The organism is Limosilactobacillus alvi (genome assembly GCF_016900115.1).
Taxonomy (GTDB): domain Bacteria; phylum Bacillota; class Bacilli; order Lactobacillales; family Lactobacillaceae; genus Limosilactobacillus; species Limosilactobacillus alvi.
This window is the reverse complement of sequence record NZ_JACJJQ010000019.1, coordinates 1-21,560: the sequence shown is the minus strand read 5'-3', so window position 1 is coordinate 21,560 and position 21,560 is coordinate 1. Positions and strand designations below refer to the sequence as shown.

The window sequence follows — 21,560 nt, the reverse complement described above, 5'->3', positions numbered from 1 at the left end:
ATTGGTCAAGCAAGGGCAACTAAGTATGGACTAAAAAATAATTAGTTTATTTTTGGTGCACACCAAAATGAACACACCACGATTTTAGTATATCAAAGTAATAAAGGTCGGGAAGAAACTTTCGTTTCCTCCCGGCCTTTATTTCATTTCCGAATGTGTTACTCAGCAACTACGGTCAAAGTAGGAGCTGAATGGCAGTTGCTTCCCTGACGGTCGTACCAACCGATTCAGCCTTGCAGGGGAAACCAGTCAGCTGGTTCGTTAGCGGATAAGGGCGAACGAAAGGTCGATTCCAATGAATCAACCTTCGTTCTGCTTATGCTAACTAGAGCACCAAGAAACCCTTTGCAGCTACTCTTTGATCATAACAAATTTTAAAATTGCTTACTTATAACTCGCTTGATCCGCTTTAAAGATTTTAGCTAACCTTTCAGTTGCTTGTTTTAAGTCAGATAATGATGCGGCATAAGAAATTCGGAAGTAACGTAGTGGACGGTTAGTGAAGGCAGCTGCTGGTACAATCGCTACTTTAGCCTTTTCAGCTAAGTGGTTGGCGTAGGCCAGAGAGTCGCCAACAAAATTATCAGGAATCTGGACCCAAAGGTAAAAGGCCCCTTGAGGTTTAGTATACCGGAAACCGATCTTATCCATGGCATTCATTAGAAACTTACGCCGTTGGTCGTACGCGGCTTTCATTCTAGCAGTATCGATATCGCCATGTCGTAGCGCTTCTTCTGCTGCATCCATATTCATCGTTGCGGTTGTAGAGATGGCTGCCTGGTGAACTTTGGCTAGTGATTTTAAGATATCACTAGGTCCACAGATATAGCCAATTCGCCATCCAGTCATGGCAGCATTTTTGGAAACGCCACTGACATAGAGGGTTTGATCTGGTAATAATTTAGCAATTGGCAATTGTTTATCTGTATAAAGCAGGTCCGCGTAGATTTCATCATCTAAAATCGCAACATTAAATTCTTTAAAAACCGCAGCGAGTGCTCGAACTTCGTCAACGGTATAGGTTGCGCCGGTTGGATTAACTGGGTAGTTAAGCACCAAGACTTTGACGGCTGAACCATATTTTACTAAAGCTTCCCTTAGTAGTTGGGGAGTTACTTTAAAGTCCGGAGCAGAAGTTTCTAGTTCAACCGCCCGGGCACCACGCAATTCGGTATTAATACGATACAACGTATATGCGGGACTGGGAATCAAGACGACGTCATCAGGCTGGCAAAGGCCATCAATAATGGTACTAATAGCGCCACTAGCACCTTCCGTGACAAAGATCTCACTTTCAGGATCATAGTGAAGGTCAAAATGGCTAGCTAAATATTGGCTAATCGCATTTCGTAACGTTGAAGTTCCCCAGTTGTGCGGATAATGGGTATGGTCATTAAGAATACTTTTGATCGCAGCTAATTTAACATGATCGGCGGTCTTAAAATCTGGTTCTCCAACGGTTAGGTTAATTACCTCCGGATCGTGCCCATATTTATTATTAAGAACCCGAATTAATGAGGGTTTAGCAGATTTTAAATTTTCTGGTACTAGTGATGCAATTTTGCTCATGAAAGATCCCCCTTATGCATTAAACTGGCGACACAGCTATTGGAATAGTGATGTAAGCGACAAGAAATCTTCCTGGGAACAGTGCACCACTTTCTCTAATTAAAATTTAATATAAACCCTACCATTTTATAATCGTAAAGTAAAGTTACGATTTAGGTTCCTTGTAGCAAGTAGTAAATCTGGATAAAATATTGTGAATTTGTGGAACTGAACCTTGCCTTGGAGTTGACTTCAAGGTCTATACTACTAGCAATTAAAGGTAGTTTAGAAGGTAATTAATTATGTAAATTACTAACCGTTGGCTGATTTCAACCTTGACAGTGATAACGATGGCATTGCTAGGAATAGCTATTAACGTTAGTCGGGCCCAGTAGGTACATGCAGATCCTAATTATTTATTTTTCAGTGTTTGGAACAACTAAAGCAATAGCTGAATAGATCCAACGTGATACAGGGGCGGATATCGTTCGCTTAGAGCGGGCTAAGCTATGATAACTGCCGATCAAGAACGACGGAAAAAGATTCATCCGGCAATTAAACATAACCTTCCCAAGCTTGATCAAACGGTAGAAAATTTGGAGGGTGGTTGATGATAGTCTTAATGGCGCTCTGGGTAGCTACAATTCACTGATTCGCTACCTTTTCAATAATTAAGGCGACTGGCAAATTAGCATGGGAGTTAGAATGCTACATAGTTTTATATGCCCGCTTTTTTGTCAGGCTGGTTAGTTAACCATTTTCAAATGGTTCATCGCCTAAAAACTTGGGCAGAGCACCATTATACAAGAATTAATCTTACAATTAAAAAACGAATGAATGACGCTGTAATCAAAAAGTAGGTGGAAAGGTGAAAGTATTAATTGCAACTTATAGTCGGTCAGGAAAAACTCGGGGAGTTGCTGAAGAATTAGCCCAAATAATCAAGGAAGCTGATATGTATCAAATTGCAGTGGCACCAGGTACATTTAATCGTGACCGGTATCAAACGGATAAAATTGCTACTGCGCAAATTCAACACCAGCAATATCCGGAACTAATAAACCCATTGCCAGCAATTGATCAATATGATCTGATTTTGGTGGGAAGTCCCGTATGGCGGGGAGCACCAGCTACCCCTGTACATACCTTTTTAAAACAAATCCAAACTTTTAAGGGGAAAGTGGCCTCATTTTACACAGATATGGGAAAAGTTGGTAGTTATGAAGAAAATTTTAGAAAGTGGGCCGGTAAATTAAAGGTCTTACCTGCTCATGAAGGTGAAAATAACTTAGCGGGATGGGTTAAAACGTTGATAATAGAAGGAGGATCGGAATGAATATTCAGCAAGTCGCGGCAGAGCTATTAATCTCCCCCGATACGATTCGACGTTGGGAGCGCCTGTGGATGATTCCACCGATCAAACGGGATAATAACGGTATTAGGAACCTCACGAAGCGTGATCTGCAATGGTTGAAATTTGCTAAATTATTACACGCAATGAATATTTCGTCGGATTTCCAAATAGAATATGTTAAGTTAGTAATGTTAGGTAAGTACGCTACTCTAGCTCGCCAAACCTTTGTCGAAGAAAAATTAGCACAACTTCAAGCTGATTACCAATGCCTGGTTAAGCAAATTAAGCAAATAGAACAGTTAGTCGAAAATGAAGAACTGGATTAATTTTGTGAACTAGGATTGAAAGTAGCGGGAGATTAGATGAGCATTAAAGTATTAATGAAAGAAGTTGGCAAGTTGGCCCGTTAATTAAGCTCTAAGTAGTCCCCAGCTAAAAAACTTTGTTCAAAGTTAGTTACCGGATGTAAAAACTGCTTACCAAATTCATCGATTAAACCGTGAAAGTCTTGGGCCATCGCCGCATCAAAACTCGGTGGAAGTTGGCAAATTCGGGCTAGGGATTGGTAGTTGGTAAGGCCAGTAATTCCCAAGCAAGTAAATAGGGTCCGAGCGTATTTATCACTGATAAAAGTGGGGCGTTCGAAAATATAAGTTAACATGACATCAGCCGTTTCATCACCAACCCCATGGAGCTCGCGGAGCTTCTTTCTGAGGTCGTGGCCAAAATGGTGATTAATTGCAGCATAGTCATATTGGAATTGGCGGAGCCAGGAAAAAACGCTAATCAAGGCTTTCGCTTTATTTTGATAAAAACCAGCAGGCCGAATAAGTGCTTGTAAATCGGTTTGCGAAAGGGTTAGCAGATCGTCGGGATTAAGATGGGTAGCCTGGCGTAATTGGGCAAGGGCGCGGTCAGCGTTGCGCCAATTGGTATTCTGAATAAGAATGGCGCCCATAATGATTTCAGCTTTTGAATCGGCGGGCCACAACCAGACGGTCCGATCGCTTGGTGCATCTTGTGGTAAAGCTGTTCGAGGGTTAGTTTCATATTATTCCTTCCTTTACAATTAATTTGTTATCAATGGGCAAGGCGAGCAAACCATGTCATAATAGGTTAAAAGATTGTTTATGGGGGAGGCTAACCAGATGATTCACGAGATCAAGAACGTTTCTAATTATATTGAAGAAATTGAAAAATTAACTACGCTTGGTCAGCGCCAGCGATACTATTTCCGGGGGCAAGATGATGCTTTTTCCAATACCCTCCCGTCAGTTTTTCGAAGCCGAAAGTTATTAGACAACGAAGATAATCTCTTTAATGAATTTTTGATGGCCGACCCCCTGCTTTTTGAAAAGTGTCGGACTAATTTTGAACGGATGGCCTTGATGGAACATTACCACCTCCCCACTAGGTTACTTGATGTGAGTTCAAACCCCTTAATTGCGCTGTTTTTTGCGGTTAAGGGGGGTCAAGGAAACGGTGAAGTTTATATCTATAAGGATACGCCAAATCTCGACAAGTTGGCGACAATGTTAGCGGAACGGGGCTGGCCAAACTTGATTGCAGAATATGAAGATAAAAGTGGCTTGGCAAACCATGACTATTTTAAGAAAAATGCCTTTAGCAATGAAATGCAATTAGAATCGTCCTTGGCCCGGCAGTCAATGGCTGATAAGGGCGCCTTTTTCCATGCCTTACAAAGCTTTTATCAGGTTGATAATCATTACGTTACCAAGCACCAACGTCTTTGGAGCGACACCTACTTTAAATATTTTGATGAACAGACGGCCCATCACTTTAAGGAATTCCGTGAAGCTTTGCGGACGGTATCGTTTTTAAAGGTCTTTGAAGAAGCTAAGCGGGATATTCCCAGCTTTGAAAACAAACTTAATCCCTTGGAATTGATTGTTCCAAAGATTGTGACCATCAAACGAATGAGTCGGCGGATGGAAAACCAGCAAGGACTCTTCCTGTTTGTGCCCTTTATTAGTGATGAATATGATCCCGCAGTCCCAATTGATTACCATGAAGTGGAACGCCTTGCCCAACAAGCAATTGATGTCTTGAGTCTTTACCACCCTGATCACCCGGATGAAAAGGAAAAGTATATCATTCCGGCTAAATATAAGCGGGCCATCCTTGATGAATTAGCTACGTTAGGGATTGATTATAGCTTTATTTACCCTGAAGATCATGCTAAAAAGGCGGAAATGATTAAGAATCGGTATCTTGAACGTTAACTTTGGGCCAACCATGACCTTAGCGGCTTACCAACAAGCTCAAGCTACAGCCTTGCCACAAACCGGGAACGCCGCAACTAACAGTATGACGGTGCTTGGCTTAGCCCTTGCCGGCATGTTATTTGGTGGCGTTGGCTTGAAGAAGCAACGAAACTAATTAATTTGACGGACTAAAAGTTAAAAAAACGCAAGGTTATCTCTGGTAGCCTTGCGTTTTTGGGGTCTACAATTCTTGGTTGATGGGATTTTATGTATAAAAAAAGAAGACGGCTGTCCCCCGTCTCTCAAAAAAGAAAGGACCGTCTCCATGAATAAGTATATCAAAAATCTAACGGGATTAACAGACAAATTATAGTGAGATTAGCTAATGAGTGAAATAACAATCTTGCGGTATAATGAAAAATAAAATAATGTTAGGAATCAGAGTTACAAATAATGAATCTGGGATACCAAAAAGGTAATTAAAAGGGTTTAATTCTATTGGGGGAATAAAGATGGACTATCAAGATGCGATCAAAATTATCACCGATTTTCGGAAGTCACGGCACTGGGAGAAGTACCATAATTTGAAGGATTTAGCTTTGTCAGCGAACTTGGAGGCCAGCGAAGTTCTAGAAATTTTCCAATGGAAGGATGAAAAGCAAGCCTTAACGCCAAAGGAAACAGCCCATCTAAAAGAAGAAATTGCGGATACTTTGATCTACCTTTTTTACATGTGCGATGCCTTGGGGATGGATCCTTACGCAGAGATTGCAAAGAAAATGAAAATTAACGCCCACCGCCACTGGGATCAAGACGAGGAATAAGCATGGCCTTTGAAAATGATCCCCGGACCTGGTCCTTTGCCAAGCGGGCCTTAGCAGAGTTAAAAAAGCCACGAAAACGGCAAACGAAAAAATTTTGGCGCTGTTGGGTTCAAGTTCAGTTAGCAGATGGGGAGCTTCGTTGGTATCAGCTTCCCAAAGACCTGCAAGCAGCGATCAAGGCTGAGCGAAAACTCCACCCCCAGACCTGGCAAAACTTTTTACAAGGCGCGGTAATTAACGTCCCCATTGGTGAATATCATGATGGTAAAGCGCCAATTACCTGCGGTTTAATTTGCCAGGTTAAGATGCGCCACCATCAAAAGGTGCCGAGTCATGATGTCACCCGGAGCCAATTTGTTCAACCGACCTATCTTTGCGGTTGGCCGCGGTATCATCAACTAGCTAACTACTTAAAACACGATTTTTCACCGGAAAATCAGTACCAAATTAAACATGACCTCCACCGGGTTTTAAAGCCTAAGTGGTGGTTAAAACGAAAGTTGGGAGGGATATAAATGGCAGAAGAAAGTTTATCTCCAAGGAAACGGGTTCAGCAAATTTACCGAATTTTACGGCGCCATGCTTTTTTATCTAACTTTTACCATCAGACCCACCCGGAAGAAATTTTAGCGACTTTTCAAGAGCTAGGGCCAACCTTTATTAAGTTTGGCCAATTGTTGTCGACCCGGCCAGATTTAATTTCACCAGCATATATCAAGGCCCTCCAGACCCTGCAAAACGATGTTCCGGCCAATGATTATGAAGCGATTGCTAAGGTCTATGAAGAATCAACGGGAAAAACGATCGCGGAAAGTTTTGCGACCTTTGAAAAAACGCCTTTTGCCTCCGCTTCAGTCGGTCAATGTCATCACGCGACCTTACATGATGGGACGCCGGTGGTAGTAAAAATCCAACACCCCGAGGTGCAACAATTAATTACCGTCGATTTGGCCCTCTTTGAACGGGCCGTGCGGTTATTTAAGTACCTGCCAGCTGAAACGAGCGTCGTAAACTTTGAACAGGTCTTTCAACAGCTTCGTTCCTCCCTCTTGAGCGAAGTGGACGCAATGCAAGAAGCAACGAATGGGGAAACCTTTTATGAACTAAACAATCATGATGGGATTATTCGGGTACCGAAAGTTTACCGCCAATACTGCTCGGCTAAGGTGTTAGTTAACGAAGTCATGTCGGGAAAGAGTATCAAACACCTAGTGACCCAGCCAGTGCCGACAGATCCCGCTACCGCTCAGGCCTTAGCTAAGACCAAGACCGCCTTAGCAGAAGTGCTTGTGCAAAACTTTATCAAGCAGGTCTTTGTTGATAACTTTTTCCACGCTGATCCCCACCCCGGAAATATCCTTTACTATGAAACCCCAGTGGCAACCGAACAAGTGGATGAAAAGCAACACCAAGTAGGACCAATTGACGTTACGACCACGAGGGTTAAACCAGCGATCCCGTATAATCTGGTCTACCTTGATTTTGGGATGATGGGGCGGTTAACGCCAACTTTGGCAGATGACATTGCCCAGGTAGTGCTAGCGTTAGCTCAAAAAGATGCGACGGCGGTGAGCCAAGCCGTCCTCAATGTCTGCAATGCCACCGGAGAAGTCGATGAAGCCCAGTTTAAACGGCAACTCAGTCGCTTTGTTCACCCGTATTTACGGGCTAAAATCGATGAGATCGATATGCCCCAATTTTTGTTTGCGATGACCCAACTCTGTGCCCAAAATCATCTCCAATTAAAACCGGAAGTAACCCTGCTCTTTAAGGCCTTTGGGACTTTGGAAGGTTTGATTGCTAAACTCGATCCGGACCTATCCTTGATGGCGATTGCAACACCGTTTGCTAAGCAATATTTTAAGAATCATTTTAATCTCCGCCAAGAATTACAAGATTCCTTATGGCTGACCGGCCAATCGCTCCGGGCCTTAAACCGCCTTCCTCAACGGGCTGAACGGATCTTGACTCAGATCGAGGATGGCGAAAGCCGGGTTAATCTGCATTATCTCGGTCAGAAGCAAGTCCTCGCCAAATTAAACCAGATGCTAAATCGATTACTAATCGTAATTATGTTGGCGGCCTTGATCCTATCTTCGTCAATTCTTGTTGTTGGTAGTCGGGGCCAAATTATCTATCGTCTCGGGGTGATTGGCTGGGTAGTGGCGATTATCATTACCCTCTTGTTAATCATCGTAAACCTTAGCCGCGCTTATCGGCGGTGGCGCCAACGGTGAGCATATTCTTTTAAGTTTTCATCCGATAATGGTAAACTAAAGTTGGGCCCAAGGAAGATAGTAGTTTTTTAATGGATGTTGCTCTTAGCAGATAACTAAAATAAGCTGCCGATATTTTTTGAAAATGCTTGTGACCTCACTTAAGATATCAATGATCGTTTACAAATCCCCTCGTTACTAGTGCGCAATGGTAACGAGGGGATTTTTGGATGGTTGATTTTAAGCCGCCAGCAACAATGATGCCTTTACTTGGCCCCATCACGCGGGGCGTCGTTTTTAGTCGCCATTTTCCGGAGGTAAGCCCAGATTTGGGGGCGCTGGGTCCGTAAAAAGACGAGGGCAACTAGGTAGAGGATGATGCAAAGGCCGATCCAAAGCGGGTTTTGCGAGATGAAGGCGGCAAAGATCAAAGCGTTAAACGGCCGGGCAATTAAGTTAAAACTAGTGATTAAGACCACGCCAGTTGGTAACGTTGCCCCGTAGTGAGCAACGGCAGTGGTGTAAACGTCCCCGAGCCAGCTGGCGGCGTACAATCCCAAACTGAACCAAACGACCCCGGTTGCGATAACCTTGAGGAGGTTTCCCCGGGTCAAAGCCACGATGGATTCAACCATGAAAGGAATGGCGATTAAGTCAACCACTGGTAAAGTCCGGTTCCCGGGTAAGATGAAGGCGAGGACCACCATGATGGGAAGGAGGAGCATGCCGGCGATCAAGGTCGCTGTTTCACCGTAACCGACCCCGTCATCAATTCCTAAAAACCAGCGCTTTGGGTCGGTAATTACCGCCTTGGAAGTGGCTTTTACCTGGTGCTTTTGGTCAATTGCCTCGGCTAAGGGAGTAAAAGCCGTGGCGAAGACTTGGGTTACCAAGGGGAAAATGGTCATAATGGCAGCGAGTTGGATGGTAAATTGGGTAATCTGCCCCCACGCTGCCATGCTACCGAGGTGCTTTAAATTACCTAAAATCCCAATTAACAAACCGAGAATCGCCCCTAAACTAGTGGGTTCGCCCAGTAAACCAAAGCGTTCCTTAAAGTGGGTCGGGGTGAAGTGAACCTTGTTAAAACCTAAGAGGTTCCATAGGGGATCGAGGATGAGGATCGGGATGACTTGCTCAATATTGTGGGGTGAAGCGACCGTCGCATTTGGGACTTGGTAGTAAGCCGACCAGGCATCGGCTTGAACTTCGGCGAGTAAAAGGGTGACCAAAAGTAAGAAAGTCGCTAATCCAAAGGCTAAAACAAAATTATGGGTAACGACATAGGCCATCGTTGCCCAGATCATCAAGCCAAAGTTATTCCATAAATTCGAGGGCATAAAAACCTTGGTAATTCCGGTCGCAAAGAGGAGGAGCTCAATTAAAAGCCCGCCAATGAAGAAACATAGGCCAATTGTCGATCCAAAAGCGGCTAGGGAACCGGCCTGCCAGCCAATGTCTACCACCGGTAAATGGATCCCGGTCGTTTCAACCATTTGCTTGATTAATTTCGTGACCACCGGGGTAAAGGCAGTAATCAACCAGCTAAAACCCGTTAGCCCAACCCCAGCTGCGAGGGCGCTTTTGAGTGCGACCTTAAATTTAACCCCTAAAAAGCGGGCCACGATCAAGATCATTACCGGGACAATCACCGTTGCCCCAAAAGTCGTAAAGAAATGGTTTACCGCCGTTAACATCTAAGTCACCCTTTCCGTTCAAATTATTATAATTATACGGGATTGGCGAAGGGGAAGGAACCGTTTTGCTTGGTAAAAGTAAGCTAAATGTTAGCGGAGCTACCACTTATAATTCGTTAGAAAAATGATATTGTAACCTAAAAGGACTTTCGACGACCGCGCTGGTAGGTTAACTACAAAATTTTCATGATCAAGGCGGCTAAGTCAGCAACTGGGACGGGACTCAGATTATTATCAATATCAACTTTACTTAAGGCGTCCTTGATGGCGTCAAAGTTGTACGGCACCCCAACGAGGGCTTTTTCGATCACGGATGGATCACCGGCAGTAAAGAAGTCGCCGAAGATCTTGATTTCACTGATTTTCCGGTCAGTGACGTTAAAGTTGAAGGAAACCGTCCCGATCTTGAAGTGGTGGGAAACATAGTTAGCATAACCAGGGTTTTGTCCGAAGTTCCAATGCTTAGTCGCGAACTTGGCCTCTTGGCGGGCATCAATAATCGCCCAATCCTGGTCAGTTAGGTGGTAAGTGGGGATATCTTCAACCTTATCGACGCCAAATATGTGACAAAGTAAGTAGTTCTTGAAGTCTTCACTTGTCCAGTTTTGGTACTTTTCCGGAAGGTAAGGTTTAACGTTAGTAATCCGGGCATCAACAGACTTAATTCCCTTTGATTCGAGTTTGCCGATATCGGGAGTCAAAACGTGCTGAGCAACGTCATTATCAAGGTCAAACACAATGGTTCCCCCCGCAGCGTAGGCATTCTTTGTCTTAACCATCGCCATTCCCGAGAATTTCTTCCCAGCGATGGCCATATCATTGCGGCCCCGAACTTCAGCCTCCTGAATGCCAAGATCGTGTAGGGCAGCAACAATGGGTTCCCCGATTTGTTTGAAGTTTCGGAAGCCATCGGTATTGCCAACGACAATGTTTTCGAAAATAATGTTACCGCGGTCGTGATAAACGGCCCCGCCGCCACTGGTCCGCCGCACAAGTTGAATGTTGTGTTTTCTCATGTAGTTAAGGTTGACTTCAGCGTAGGCATTTTGGTGCAGACCGATGATCACGGCAGGATCGTTGATATAACAAATTAAACCGTGGCCTTCTAGCCGGAGGTCATTGATTAAGTAAGCGTCCAAAGACTGGTTGATCATGGCGTTGTAAACAGGTTGGCCATTCCGACTCGTATCGATGAGAAATATAGACGACATCCTTTCACAAAACAATAAAGCCCTTACATTTGACTCTAGCCTACGGCGGGAAGTGGGGGATGTCAATGGTGAAAAATTAGATAATTAATAGTTAGAAAAGTTATCGTTGTTCGGCGCTCATTTAATGGACAAAAAAAGGCGGACTGCTAGACCTAATCAAGCTTGATGAAGATGAAAATTTACTATTGTTAGAAAACTAACACTGTTACCTCCCCTACTTTCGCACCGGAACCTGGCAACCGGTGCTTTTTATTTTGTCCTTGATTGAAAACGCTTCAACAAATTATTGATCTTGTATTGATTTGTACGGACAAAAATTTTAAAATGGAATTGTTTCAAGATAAATTAATAATAAATTTAAATAAGTTCAATAAATTGCGTGAGGTGAAAAACGGTGGAACGCGAAGCAGTAAAACAAGCAATTGAACAAGGACAAACGGCCTTAGGGATTGAATTTGGTTCAACAACGATCAAAGCAGTTTTAGTAACCCAGGACTTCCAAGTGGTTGCCAGTGGCTCGTATGTTTGGGAAAACGAACTCGATCATCATATTTGGACGTACCCATTAGCCAAAGTTTGGGAAGGGGTCCAGACCAGTTACGCTAAGTTAGCCGCTGAAGTCAAGGAGCAATACGGCTTAGCTTTAACTAAGATTGGCTCAATCGGGATTAGTGCCATGATGCACGGTTACCTGGCTTTTGATAAGGAAGATAACTTACTCGTACCTTTCCGGACATGGCGAAACAACATTACTGGCGAGGCCGCTGCTAAGTTAACTGACCTCTTCGGATTTAATATTCCAGAACGGTGGAGCATCGCCCACTTGTATCAAGCCATCTTAAACCAAGAAGATCACGTCAAGGATCTTGCCTTCATTACCACCCTGGATGGCTATGTAACCTGGCAACTGACGGGGGAAAAGACGACGGGAATTGGGGATGCTTCTGGGATGTTCCCAATTGATGAAGCAACCCATGATTATGATGCCCGCATGCTCGACCAATTTGCGGCCTTACCAGAAGTGGCCCAGTTTGATTGGCAAATTACGGCGCTCTTACCAAAGGTTCTCCTTGCTGGAGAAACGGCAGGTCATTTAACGGCGGCCGGGGCCAAGTTACTCGATCCAAGTGGTCAACTTGAACCGGGGGCTCTCTTTGCCCCATCAGAAGGGGATGCCAGCACTGGGATGGTTGCAACAAACGCAGTCCGGAAACGGACGGGGAACGTTTCAATCGGGACGTCTGCCTTTTCAATGGTTGTTCTTGACCAAGCCTTGAACCAAGTGCACCGTGACATTGACGTGGTTACGACACCGGATGGGGCCCCAGTTGCGATGGTGCACACTAACAACTGCTCTTCGGATATTAATGCCTGGGCTAACGTTTTTGACCAATTTGCGCGCTTAATTGGGGTTGATTTAAAGCCAAATGAACTCTACGAAAAGCTCTTTGATGCTTCACTTCGGGGAGAACAAGATGCGGGGGGCTTAGTTAATTTTGCTTACCTTTCTGGGGAAAACATCACACGGGTGCAAGAAGGACGGCCGATGTTGGTCCGCAAGCCCGATAGTAACTTCTCCTTGGCCAACCTCTTTAAGGTCCAACTATACTCGGCTTTTGCGCCCTTAAAGATTGGGATGGATATTCTTTTGCGGGAAGAACATATCCGGACGGACTCCTTAGTTGCCCAAGGGGGGCTCTTTAAGACACCAGTTGTGGCGCAACAAGTCCTAGCAGATGCCCTAGACACTCCAATTACGGTTATGAGTAACGCTGGTCAAGGAGGCCCGTGGGGGATGGCAGTCCTCGCGCTTTACGCTGCTGATCACCGGGGAAAGAACCTAGCTGATTACCTGGACCAAGAAGTCTTTGTTAACAGCGAAAGTGCCACCTTAGCACCGGAACCAGCCAGTGTTAAGGGTTACGAACAATTTATTGATAACTACAAGCAAGCGATGCCAGCTGAACAAAAGGCTGGTGAAACAATGAAGTTGGATTAGGGGGATTTAAGGATGCTCGAAGAATTAAAACAAGAAGTCTATGAAGCCAATATGCAACTACCGAAGTTGGGGTTAGTAACCTTTACTTGGGGGAATGTATCCGGGATTGACCGCGAAAAGGGCCTTTACGTTATCAAGCCATCTGGGGTGCCATATGACGAATTAAAACCTAGTGACATGGTGGTAGTTAACCTTGACGGAGAAGTCGTTGAAGGGGACTACAATCCATCTTCCGATACCCCAACCCACACTTATTTGTACAACCACTTCCCAAAGATCGGGGGGATTGTCCATACGCACTCACCATGGGCAGTTGCCTTTGCGGCCGCTAAGTTGGATATTCCAGCTATGAACACGACCCATGCCGATACCTTCTACACCGATATTCCAGCGGCTGATGCCTTAACTAAGGAAGAAATCAAAGAAGATTACGAAGGTAACACCGGGAAGACAATCGTCAAGACCTTTAAGGAACGTGGCTTAGACTACGAAGCAACCCCTGGGACCTTAGTCTCCCAACATGGCCCATTTACTTGGGGAGCAACCCCAGCTAAGGCGGTCTACAACGCTAAGGTCCTTGAAGTTGTGGCTGAAGAAGACTACCACACGATGCAAATGACGATGGATAATTCGCGCTTACCACAATATCTCTTGGATAAGCACTATTACCGCAAGCACGGGGCTAATGCCTACTACGGCCAAAACAACGCCCACTCCAAAGATCATGCAAAACATGCCTAGGGAATAGTTTGAAATGATAACTGAGAAGCTCACTTGGCTAGTTAGCTGAGTGAGTTTTTATTTTACTAGTTGTGTTTTTAGTTGACAATGGGGGCGTGATCTGCGTTATCATGTACTAACATACATCAAAGAAAACGGGGAGTACCATGGCGGAAATTAAGTATGAAGTTGTAAAGAAAGGAATTAAGGAGGCGATTGAGCGGGGCGATTACCAAGTTGGTGATAAGTTACCAACCGAGTCCGACCTAATGGTGAAATACCAAGTTAGTCGTTATACTGTCCGCCGGGCAGTTGGCGAATTACAAAATGATCATTACGTATATCGGATTCAAGGTGGGGGGATGTACGTTGATGATTGGCAAGATAGTTCAACTAAGCGGGTCATTAATAACAAGATGATTGGGGTTATTACGACTCATCTTGCTGATTACATCTTCCCAAGCATTATTTCCGGGATTGACCGGGCAGTTTCAGCGCGGGGGTACTCGCTGATTATTAGTAACACCCATAATAATCGAGAAAAAGAGGCCCAGAGCTTAAAACGGATGTTGGATAACCAAGTTGCCGGATTGATTATCGAACCAACACAAAGTGCGATGCCCGACCCTAATATTGAGCTTTACCAAAAAATTGAAGATGCTAAAATTCCAACGGTTTTTATTAATGCCCATTATTCAGAATTAAATGCGCCATACCTTGAAACAAAGGATATGGAAGCTGAAGCAGCAATGACGAGTTACCTAATTGATCAGGGACACAAGCAAATTTTAGGGATTTTCCAGGTTGATGATATGCAAGGAACTCACCGGATGCGTGGCTTTATTAATGCCTATATGGAACATCCAGAAATTTCATATCTAAATAAAACAATTATGTATCAATCTGGCCAAGACATGAGTAAGGTCTTCAAACGCGTTTCAGACATTATGAGCGCTCCGGATCATCCAACTGCAGTGATTTGTTACAATGATGAATTAGCAATCCAAATTATGGACGTAATTCGTTCATTAAACCTACGAATTCCTGAAGATGTAAGTATTACTGGTTGTGACGATTTTGTGCTTGGTCGGTATCTCAAACCACGTTTAACAACCTTAGAGCACCCGAAAGAAAAAATGGGGCTTGATGCGGGCTCGATGATTGTAAAATTGATTGAAGGGGAAACCGTAGAATCGATAAAGTATGATATGCCACCACACTTCAATGAATCAGTAGTTGCAAATAAAGATTAAGATAGCGAGGCTTTGCAGATCTATTAGTTAGATTTGTAAAGCCTTTTTAATATTTGTTTGTTATTTGTATTGAATTTATTCGGACAATTTGATATCATTTGTTATGAAATCGCTTACGACTTATTAACACCTATTAGGACGAATTTCTTAATGGAGGGTAGGTCGAAATGAACAAGACTATCTCGAATAAATTTATTTACTTCTTCGGCTCATTTGGGGGAATCCTGTTTGGTTATGACATTGGGGTTATGACCGGGGCACTCCCATTCTTACAAGTTGATTGGCATTTAGCAGGCAATGCATCAATTGTTGGTTGGATTACTTCGGCAGTTATGTTTGGGGCAATCTTTGGGGGTGCACTTGCCGGACAACTTTCAGACCACTTAGGGCGGCGGAAAGTTATTCTTTACTCAGCAATTATTTTTGCCCTTGGTTCAATCCTTTCCGGGATTTCACCACACAATGGTGCTTTATTCTTAGTAATTGTCCGGATCTTCTTAGGACTTGCCGTTGGGGCGGCGTCAGCCTTAGTTCCAGCTTATATGTCTGAAATGGCACCTGCCAAGATGCGGGGGCGGCTTTCCGGATTGAACCAGACGATGATTGTTTCTGGGATGTTGTTATCTTACATTATGGACTTTGTTTTGAAGGACTTGCCAGGTGCTTGGGCATGGCGGGCAATGTTAGCCTTAGCTGCAGTACCAGCCTTTATCCTTTACTTTGGGGTTCTTCGTTTACCTGAATCACCACGGTTCTTGCTTCAAAACGGAGACGAAGAAAGTGCTCGCCACGTGTTGGGGATGATTCGTTCTTCCCAACAAGAAATTGAAGACGAAATCAACCAAATTAAGAGCACCGCTAAAGAAGAAAAAGCAGCTGCTTCACATGTTAGCTACAAGATGCTCTTCTCTAAGAAGTACCGCTACTTGGTTATTGCTGGGGTTGGGGTGGCCACTTTCCAACAATTCCAAGGTGCTAACGCTATTTTCTACTACATTCCACTAATTGTTGAAAAAGCCACTGGGAATGCCGCAAGTTCTGCTTTGATGTGGCCAATTATCCAAGGGGTTATCTTAGTCCTTGGTTCCTTGCTCTTCATCGCCATTGCTGACAAGATTAAGCGGCGGACGTTGATTATGATGGGTGGGACCGTGATGGCCTTATCCTTCCTGTTACCATCAATTATTCACTACATGGTTCCGCACACGAACCCAATGATGATTGTTGTCTTCTTGAGTATCTATGTTGCTTTCTACTCCTTTACTTGGGCACCGCTTACTTGGGTTATTGTTGGGGAAATTTTCCCACTTGCCATTCGTGGTCGGGCAGCCGGATTGGCTTCATCCATGAACTGGGTTGGTTCCTGGTTTGTTGGATTAATTTTCCCAATCATGACTGGTGTGATGTCACAAGAAGCCGTCTTTGCAATCTTTGGGATCATCTGTGTCCTTGGGGTTATCTTTGTAAAGACTTGTGTTCCAGAAACGCAAGGGAAGACGCTGGAAGAAATTGAAGCTCAGGGTACCCACAAATAATAAATTGCGTATAAATTGCAAAAACAGCTTGATTTATACGGATAAATATTTTACAATTTGCATTGTAAGCGATTTACAAATTATTAACTATTAATTGACAGCGTTTATTAGTAATAGGCAAAACGTAATAAAGGGGATTATCAAACATGCGTAATGTAGATTACAAATTCTGGTTTGTTGTTGGTAGTCAACCACTCTATGGTCCAGAAGCTTTGGAACAAGTGGAAAAGGATGCCAAGGAAATTGTTAAGGGTTTAAACGAAAGTGGTAAGCTTGACTACCCAGTTGAATTTAAGTTGGTTGCTACGACGGCTGACAGCATTACGAAGTTTATGAAGGAAGCTAATTTCAACGATGAAGTTGCCGGGGTAATTACCTGGATGCACACCTTCTCACCAGCTAAGAATTGGATTCGGGGAACGCAATTATTGCAAAAGCCATTGCTCCACTTGGCAACCCAATTCTTGAACAATATTCCATTCGATTCAATCGACATGGATTACATGAACTTAAATCAAAGTGCTCACGGTGACCGGGAATATGCTTACATCAACTCTCGTCTCCATATTCCAGCCGCTTCGGTTTACGGTTGGTGGGGCGATGAAGATGTGCAAAAGCAAATCGCTGATTGGCAACACGTGGCCATCGCCTACAACGAAAGCTTCCACATTCGGATTGCTCGTTTTGGGGACACGATGCGTGACGTTGCCGTTACTGAAGGTGACAAGGTTGCTGCTCAAATTAAGCTTGGCTGGACGGTTGACTACTATCCAACGAACGAATTAGTTGATGTGGTTGACGCTATCTCTGAAGACGATATTGACAAAGCTTACGCTGACCTCGAAAAGAAGTTTGACTTGGTTGAAGGGGACAACGATCATGACAAGTACGTACACTCCGTTCGTTACCAACTTCGTGAATACCTCGGGATCAAGAAGTTCTTGGATGACAATGGTTACGACGCCTTTACTGATAACTTCCAAGACTTGAAAGGCTTAGAACAATTACCTGGTTTGGCAGTTCAACTCTTGATGATCGATGGCTACGGCTTCGGTCCAGAAGGGGACTTCAAGATGGCCGGGTTAACTCGCTTATTGAAGATTGCTGCTGACAATAAGCAAACGGCTTTGATGGAAGACTACACGCTTGACCTTCGTCATGGTCACGAAGCTATCATGGGCTCCCACATGCTTGAAGTTGATCCAACCTTGGCTTCTGACAAGCCACGGGTTGAAGTTCACCCATTGGACATTGGTGGTAAGGCTGACCCAGCTCGGCTTGTCTTTACTGGTTCCGAAGGCAAGGGCTACGACATCACCTTGTCCTACTTCGACGATGGCTACAAGTTCATCGGCTACCCAGTTGACTGCAAGACGCCAGAAGCTGAAATGCCAAAGCTTCCAGTTGCTAAGCAAATGTGGACGCCAGAAATCGGCTTAGCTGAAGGTGCTAAGGCTTGGATGAAGAATGGTGGGGGTCACCACACTGTCCTTACCCTTTCCTTGAGCGAAGAACAATTGAAGCAATTAGCTGACCTCTTTGGGGTTGACTTCATTAGCATCAAGTAGTTAATTACCTCCTAGCTAATCTGATAACGGTTTAATCACATTCTTTAAAAATACAAATATTTTTGTTTTAAGTTAAGCTAACACCGTCTTGGCTAGTCACATAGGCTAGTAAGACGGTGTTTTTAGTCTATATACAATCCATTGTACAAAAATGCAAAATATTGTAGAAAGGCCGTTTTTTAGGATACAATTAACCTTAAGGTGATAGTATGGCAATGACGATCGATGAATTTTTACAGATTAACCAATTAACGGCCGCTGACGTTGCTAGAGCTTCTGGTATCCGGCCGACTACTTTAAGTGTGGCTTTTAAGCGGCCGGTGACTACTTGGACGGTTAAGATTATTAATGCCTTAGCTTTAGCTAGCCACAAGGATCCGGGTAGTGTCTTGTCAGAGCTGCAAAAGCCAAGTTTTAAATTAGTAATTGACCGGGAAAACCTCACTATCCAAGGGGTTAAATTTGAAAATAGATTTGATTTTCAAGTTGTTGAGTTTGCAGTAAAAAGTAATGTGATGGAAGGTTGGGAACCAAGTCGGGAAAACGTCCTGAGTTTAAAACGAACGCTTAAAGAGCCTAATCCTAAGTATGAAGCTCAATTCAACGACATTTTTGGTGATTAAAAGTGAAGAATATTGATCAAGAACTAAAAGCAAAATTTCAATATTCAAATGGTACGTTACGAAATAAGTTAGGTATACAACGACAAAGTGAATTGATGAAAGTTGAGTATCAAACTGTTTCGGAAAAAACAGTTTTTTTATTTAGCCACTATCAAAAAATTCGACCAATCAAAAGTGTTGATGACTTAGCTAAGATTCATATATAGTGACCTTTACGATTGGACTGGTGAATTTAGAAATTATGAATTAGCAAAAGATGGTACTAACTTTATGTTGTCGCATAGCTTTCCTGAAGCTATTAAGGCAATTAATGATCTGATACAGGATATTCAACGTGATCGTAAACCTAGTGTTTCACAGTATGCACAATTGTTAGATTACTTAAATTACTTTCACCCCTTTAGGGAAGGTAATGGTAGGTCAACAAAAACTCTCTTAGTTATTATGGCAGCTCAAAAGGGGCAATATCTAAACTATAATCGTCAAGATGAACAAGTGATTGAAGCGTTAAAAAATGCTGATGCTAAGCAACTTGAAAAATTTATGCGGATGGAAACATTAGCAGACAAAAATAAAATTATGGAGTTAGCTGCTCAGCAACAAATTAGTGATTACAAGAAGAAGTTTTTGGAGCAGAGAAGCAAACGTAGGCGATCATAAATTAGAAGCGTGTCATACCTAAATATCTTCGTTATAAATTAAGCTAACGAGGTTGGGAAAAAAGCTCCTTGACGGCCTGGTTGGGATAAGAAGAACGAAGGTTGATTCATTAGAATCGACCTTTCGTTCGCACTTATCCGCTAAGGACGTGCTTTTTGACCTTAGTTACTGAGTAACATTCGGAGATGAAAGAGAGGGTGGGAAGAAACTTGAGTTTCTTCCCACCCTCGTTTTTAGTATTTTTCCGGATAAATTTGTTATACTAAGAAAAACGCTTTGAGGAGGAAAAAATGGATATTACCAACAATCTAATTACCCTGGCAGATGGGAACCAAATGCCACAAGAAGGGTTCGGAATTTATAAGATTACCGACCAAACTGAATTAACTAATTCCGTGCATGCCGCTTATGAAGCGGGTTACCGGTTATTTGATACGGCCCAAATGTATCAAAATGAGGACTTGTTGGGGAAAGCCTTAGCGGACCTTGATGTTTCCCGGGATAATCTTTTTATTGCCACTAAGGTCAATGAAGCAAACCAAGGTTATGAATCAGCGATTGCTTCGGTCAAAGAATCCCTTAAGAAGTTAAAGATGGACTATGTGGACCTATTAATGGTGCACTGGCCAATCAATACTGAGTTTTTCAACACTTGGCGAGCTTTTGAAGAGCTGAAAAAAGAAGGTTTAACCCGGTCCATCGGGGTCAGCAATTACGGGATGATTCACTTGCAATACCTCGCTACGCAGGCTCATGAGATGCCAGTGATTAATCAAATTGAATGTCATCCATGGCTTAATCAAAAGCCATTATTGAAGTTTGACCAGGAAAATCATATTGTCACCCAAGCCTGGTCGCCGCTAGGCCGGGGCCAAATCTTGGATCACCCAATCTTGCAAGCAATTGCGGCTACCCATGGTAAGACCCCAGCTCAAGTAGTCTTGCGGTGGCACCTTCAAAATGGGGTAGCGATTATTCCAAAGTCAGTCCATCCAAGCCGGATTAAAGAAAATGCCGACATCTATGATTTTGAATTAAGTGATGCCGAAATCGCTAAGATCGAAACAATTAACTGGAACCACCGAATTAGTAAGGAACCCGAAATGGTTTATGAATTTGGGGAACAATATCCGTACAAGAAGAAATAGGTGAAATTATGGATGTTAGGACAATAAGGAGAGTATTGGCGGAAAGTGGCAGTGGAAAACCATACGATGATGTTTCTCGAGATGCCAACGAACTTCGTAACTGGGCGTTAGGCTTATGCCGTCGTTATAATTATGGATATTTGCAAACCGGAAAATGTGATACCCAACTTTTAGAAGAATTATTAGGACGAGTTGGTGAAAATACAACGATTTTACCTAATATTCGTGTTGAATTTGGTAAAAATGTAGTAGTGGGAAAAAATTTTTTTGCTAATTTTGACTGCTTCTTTATGGATTGTGCACCGATAACTTTTGGAGATGATGTTAAAATTGGCCCTAAGTGTGGGTTTTATACATCAAATCATGTCGAGGATCCTCTAGGGCGCCAAATTGGCTACTGTGAAGCCCATCCAATTAAAGTTAGTAATAACGTTTGGTTTGGGGAGCAATGTGTAGTTTTAGGAAATGTAACGATTGGTGATAATAGTATTATTGGTGCTGGGAGCGTTGTTACTCGAGATGTTCCTGCAAATGTAATTGTTGCTGGTAACCCAGCAAAAGTAATTCGGCCACTAAAAACTGATGAACGTTATTCAGAAATCAAAAATATAAAGAATACTAGTTATCAATACTAAAAAATGGGGTTAGGAAGAGACATTTCTCCTTAACCCCACTTTTTTATTTTTAGAAGCTATTCTTAATAATTAATGAAGTTGGAATTACGATTGTGTCAGGTTGTTTAGGCACTTGATCAGGATGTTCGATCTTTTGGTGTAGTAAGGATGCAGCTCGTTTACCGATTTCTCGGGAATCTTGCTTAATGCGACTAATTTCCGGGCGCATGGTTAGCATCCAGTCAAACTCTTCGTAAGTGGCAACACCATAGTCAGTTGGATAGGTATGGGTCTACAATATTTGGTACTGATAGGAGTAAAATCCTAGCAGTACCAATTTTTTTGATTTAGGGGATTTTATGTAT

The 21,560-nt window shown here is 43.2% G+C and carries 22 protein-coding genes; 17 read left to right on the top strand and 5 right to left on the bottom strand.

The genetic code is table 11. The annotated features are described in order from the left end of the window. Positions 1 to 384: 384 nt before the first annotated feature. Positions 385 to 1,569 (bottom strand): aminotransferase class I/II-fold pyridoxal phosphate-dependent enzyme, encoded by a 1,185-nt coding sequence (locus H5993_RS05100; protein WP_204776495.1) that lies wholly within the window; start codon positions 1,567 to 1,569, stop codon positions 385 to 387. Between the two features lie 847 nt (positions 1,570 to 2,416). Between H5993_RS05100 and H5993_RS05095 the strand changes: the two genes are divergently transcribed. Beyond that, positions 2,417 to 2,884 carry a flavodoxin gene (locus H5993_RS05095; RefSeq protein ID WP_204776494.1) on the top strand — a complete coding sequence of 156 codons (468 nt, stop codon included), beginning with the start codon at positions 2,417 to 2,419 and terminating at the stop codon, positions 2,882 to 2,884. Next, positions 2,881 to 3,228: a MerR family transcriptional regulator gene (locus tag H5993_RS05090; protein ID WP_204776493.1), complete on the top strand. Its 348-nt coding sequence runs from the start codon at positions 2,881 to 2,883 to the stop codon at positions 3,226 to 3,228. Before H5993_RS05095 ends, H5993_RS05090 begins: the two co-directional genes overlap by 4 nt. 80 nt (positions 3,229 to 3,308) lie before the next feature. Here the strand turns inward: H5993_RS05090 and H5993_RS05085 are convergent, their stop codons facing one another. Then, positions 3,309 to 3,860 (bottom strand): endonuclease III domain-containing protein, encoded by a 552-nt coding sequence (locus H5993_RS05085; protein WP_338033132.1) that lies wholly within the window; start codon positions 3,858 to 3,860, stop codon positions 3,309 to 3,311. Between the two features lie 190 nt (positions 3,861 to 4,050). Between H5993_RS05085 and H5993_RS05080 the strand changes: the two genes are divergently transcribed. From H5993_RS05080 to H5993_RS05060, 5 genes are all read left to right on the top strand, one after another. Continuing rightward, positions 4,051 to 5,145 (top strand): FRG domain-containing protein, encoded by a 1,095-nt coding sequence (locus H5993_RS05080; RefSeq protein ID WP_204776492.1) that lies wholly within the window; start codon positions 4,051 to 4,053, stop codon positions 5,143 to 5,145. Beyond that, a complete protein-coding gene (locus H5993_RS05075) occupies positions 5,135 to 5,302 on the top strand; it encodes an LPXTG cell wall anchor domain-containing protein (RefSeq protein WP_204776491.1) in 168 nt (55 codons plus the stop codon). The genes H5993_RS05080 and H5993_RS05075 overlap by 11 nt, the downstream gene beginning before the upstream one ends. A gap of 337 nt (positions 5,303 to 5,639) precedes the next feature. After that, the gene (locus tag H5993_RS05070; RefSeq protein WP_204776490.1) at positions 5,640 to 5,951 is read left to right on the top strand and encodes a nucleotide pyrophosphohydrolase; all 312 of its coding nucleotides are present in this window, start codon (positions 5,640 to 5,642) and stop codon (positions 5,949 to 5,951) included. 2 nt (positions 5,952 to 5,953) lie between these two features. Further along, complete coding sequence (locus H5993_RS05065) at positions 5,954 to 6,466, top strand: DUF7679 family protein (RefSeq protein ID WP_180871181.1); 513 nt, start codon at positions 5,954 to 5,956, stop codon at positions 6,464 to 6,466. Beyond that, a complete protein-coding gene (locus H5993_RS05060; RefSeq protein ID WP_204776489.1) occupies positions 6,467 to 8,188 on the top strand; it encodes an ABC1 kinase family protein in 1,722 nt (573 codons plus the stop codon). 245 nt (positions 8,189 to 8,433) lie between these two features. Here H5993_RS05060 and H5993_RS05055 read toward each other — a convergent pair whose 3' ends face one another. Both H5993_RS05055 and lplA read right to left on the bottom strand, forming a co-directional pair. Next, positions 8,434 to 9,864, bottom strand: a complete 1,431-nt coding sequence (locus H5993_RS05055) for a PTS transporter subunit IIC (RefSeq protein ID WP_204776488.1) — start codon at positions 9,862 to 9,864, stop codon at positions 8,434 to 8,436. A 173-nt stretch (positions 9,865 to 10,037) separates the two neighbouring features. Further along, entirely contained in the window at positions 10,038 to 11,066 is a 1,029-nt protein-coding gene (gene lplA / locus H5993_RS05050) for a lipoate--protein ligase (RefSeq protein WP_204776507.1), read from the bottom strand. A 403-nt stretch (positions 11,067 to 11,469) separates the two neighbouring features. Between lplA and H5993_RS05045 the strand changes: the two genes are divergently transcribed. The 10 genes from H5993_RS05045 (at position 11,470) to H5993_RS09595 (ending at position 21,216) form a co-directional block, all read left to right on the top strand. After that, positions 11,470 to 13,074, top strand: coding sequence for an FGGY-family carbohydrate kinase (locus H5993_RS05045; RefSeq protein WP_204776487.1), 1,605 nt, complete (start codon positions 11,470 to 11,472; stop codon positions 13,072 to 13,074). Positions 13,075 to 13,086: 12 nt separating this feature from the next. Continuing rightward, positions 13,087 to 13,815, top strand: a complete 729-nt coding sequence (locus H5993_RS05040; protein WP_180871189.1) for an L-ribulose-5-phosphate 4-epimerase — start codon at positions 13,087 to 13,089, stop codon at positions 13,813 to 13,815. A gap of 146 nt (positions 13,816 to 13,961) precedes the next feature. Next, positions 13,962 to 15,047 carry a GntR family transcriptional regulator gene (locus H5993_RS05035; protein WP_204776486.1) on the top strand — a complete coding sequence of 362 codons (1,086 nt, stop codon included), beginning with the start codon at positions 13,962 to 13,964 and terminating at the stop codon, positions 15,045 to 15,047. 167 nt (positions 15,048 to 15,214) lie between these two features. After that, on the top strand, positions 15,215 to 16,582 hold the full coding sequence (locus H5993_RS05030; protein WP_180871193.1) for a sugar porter family MFS transporter: 1,368 nt from the start codon (positions 15,215 to 15,217) through the stop codon (positions 16,580 to 16,582). Between the two features lie 146 nt (positions 16,583 to 16,728). Then, on the top strand, positions 16,729 to 18,150 hold the full coding sequence (araA, locus tag H5993_RS05025) for an L-arabinose isomerase (protein WP_204776485.1): 1,422 nt from the start codon (positions 16,729 to 16,731) through the stop codon (positions 18,148 to 18,150). Positions 18,151 to 18,359: 209 nt separating this feature from the next. Continuing rightward, positions 18,360 to 18,773 (top strand): XRE family transcriptional regulator, encoded by a 414-nt coding sequence (locus H5993_RS05020; RefSeq protein ID WP_204776484.1) that lies wholly within the window; start codon positions 18,360 to 18,362, stop codon positions 18,771 to 18,773. A 2-nt stretch (positions 18,774 to 18,775) separates the two neighbouring features. Then, on the top strand, positions 18,776 to 18,979 hold the full coding sequence (locus tag H5993_RS05015; protein WP_204776483.1) for a hypothetical protein: 204 nt from the start codon (positions 18,776 to 18,778) through the stop codon (positions 18,977 to 18,979). Further along, positions 18,972 to 19,433 (top strand): Fic family protein, encoded by a 462-nt coding sequence (locus H5993_RS05010; protein ID WP_204776506.1) that lies wholly within the window; start codon positions 18,972 to 18,974, stop codon positions 19,431 to 19,433. Before H5993_RS05015 ends, H5993_RS05010 begins: the two co-directional genes overlap by 8 nt. A gap of 290 nt (positions 19,434 to 19,723) precedes the next feature. Beyond that, complete coding sequence (locus H5993_RS05005; RefSeq protein WP_204776482.1) at positions 19,724 to 20,581, top strand: aldo/keto reductase; 858 nt, start codon at positions 19,724 to 19,726, stop codon at positions 20,579 to 20,581. Between the two features lie 8 nt (positions 20,582 to 20,589). Beyond that, a complete protein-coding gene (locus H5993_RS09595; protein WP_275087005.1) occupies positions 20,590 to 21,216 on the top strand; it encodes a sugar O-acetyltransferase in 627 nt (208 codons plus the stop codon). A 49-nt stretch (positions 21,217 to 21,265) separates the two neighbouring features. Here the strand turns inward: H5993_RS09595 and H5993_RS04995 are convergent, their stop codons facing one another. Then, positions 21,266 to 21,433 carry a substrate-binding domain-containing protein gene (locus tag H5993_RS04995; RefSeq protein ID WP_239457985.1) on the bottom strand — a complete coding sequence of 56 codons (168 nt, stop codon included), beginning with the start codon at positions 21,431 to 21,433 and terminating at the stop codon, positions 21,266 to 21,268. Between the last annotated feature and the right edge of the window lie 127 nt (positions 21,434 to 21,560).